Raw genomic sequence first — 1282 nt, 5'->3', positions numbered from 1 at the left:
TCGCCGGCGGCGAGATCCGCCGTCGTTCGGGTGATTTGCGTCAGGGGCCGGGCGATGCGCATCATGCCGAGCACCGTCGCAGCAAGGCTGGCGGCGAATGCCAAGCCGACCGCGATCCACGAGGTCAGCGTGGCCGCGTCGGCATTGGTGACACCGGCATCCGCATCTCTTTGCGCACCGCTCTCATTCAGGCTGACACCGCGATCGAGGGTTTCGCGTATCGCGTCGTACAACGCCACGGTTCGCGAACCCGTCAAGACTTCCAGAGCCTCGCCTTGCTGGCCTGCTGCCATCATGCGTTGCACGTCGTCGCCGACGCGACGGTACTGGGACCAACTGGCCGCGAACGCATCGTACAGTCTCCGCTCCTCGGGCGAGCTGATCAGCGCCTCATAGCGGGTTCGAACCTTGGCAACACGATCGAGGCTGGTCTCGTACTGGCGCTGGTTGTCGGCGCGATGCTGCGCATCGCTCGACGCCGTGACGAGACGGTATTGCTTGATGCGAACTTGATCAACCTCGGACCGGATGGCATTGATCGCCACGACGGACGGCATCCAGTTAATCGCAACCTCGGTAATACTATGTCGGATACCCGACAACTTGACGATGGCGAGCGCGCCCTGCGCGCAGGCTATGAGGGCCAAGCCCGCGAACAATCCCGCGAGAGTTGTCTTGAGTGAGAGGCGCATGGCAAGCATTGGGCGCGTGAGTGGCTGATCGATTTGCCGCGCGCACGATCGACCAGGCAGGAAAGCTCTCAAGAGCTAATAACGTCGAGTTAATCATCTCCTAACGTCACTGGAATTTTGCCGTAGAGGACACTTGGATGTTGGGCAATTCTTGCTCCGTATCCGAATGTTTCCGGAATTTTGGGTTTGTTCCAAAGCTGATTTCAGATTATAAATAATTACAAGATTATATATTTGAATTTTTCAAAAGTAAAAATAATATGAAATACATTATTAATATATATTATCATTGTAAAAATATTGATGAGGCAAAGTAACTGTGTGTTAGCGCTCGATACGGGATTAAATTTCGACATCAATGAATTATAGCATCGAATGTTGCTGCCGTCTTCTCTGCCATACGATGTGGATCAAAAAGTTCATTGCAGATCTGATGTCCCATGTAAATATTTATAAGATTATAATAAAATAACATAACAAGCCAATCATCAGAGATTTCTAATTAATATTATCAATTCAATTCAGATAAGATAGATTTCTTGAACAAGCCGGTCGCTTCTCGCCAGAACAATTCATCCGTTTGTTCGAGG

General features: G+C 50.9%; 1 protein-coding gene. It reads right to left on the bottom strand.

Annotated elements, in window-relative coordinates; genetic code table 11:
• On the bottom strand, nucleotides 1-692 hold a 692-nt coding region (locus VQ02_RS33130; RefSeq protein WP_048448527.1), incomplete at its 3' end, for an MCP four helix bundle domain-containing protein.
• Between the last annotated feature and the right edge of the window lie 590 nt (nucleotides 693-1282).

This window comes from Methylobacterium variabile (genome assembly GCF_001043975.1).
Classification (GTDB): Bacteria; Pseudomonadota; Alphaproteobacteria; order Rhizobiales; family Beijerinckiaceae; genus Methylobacterium; species Methylobacterium variabile.
Note: the sequence above shows the minus strand (reverse complement) of the source record. Positions and strands in the feature narration are given on the sequence as shown.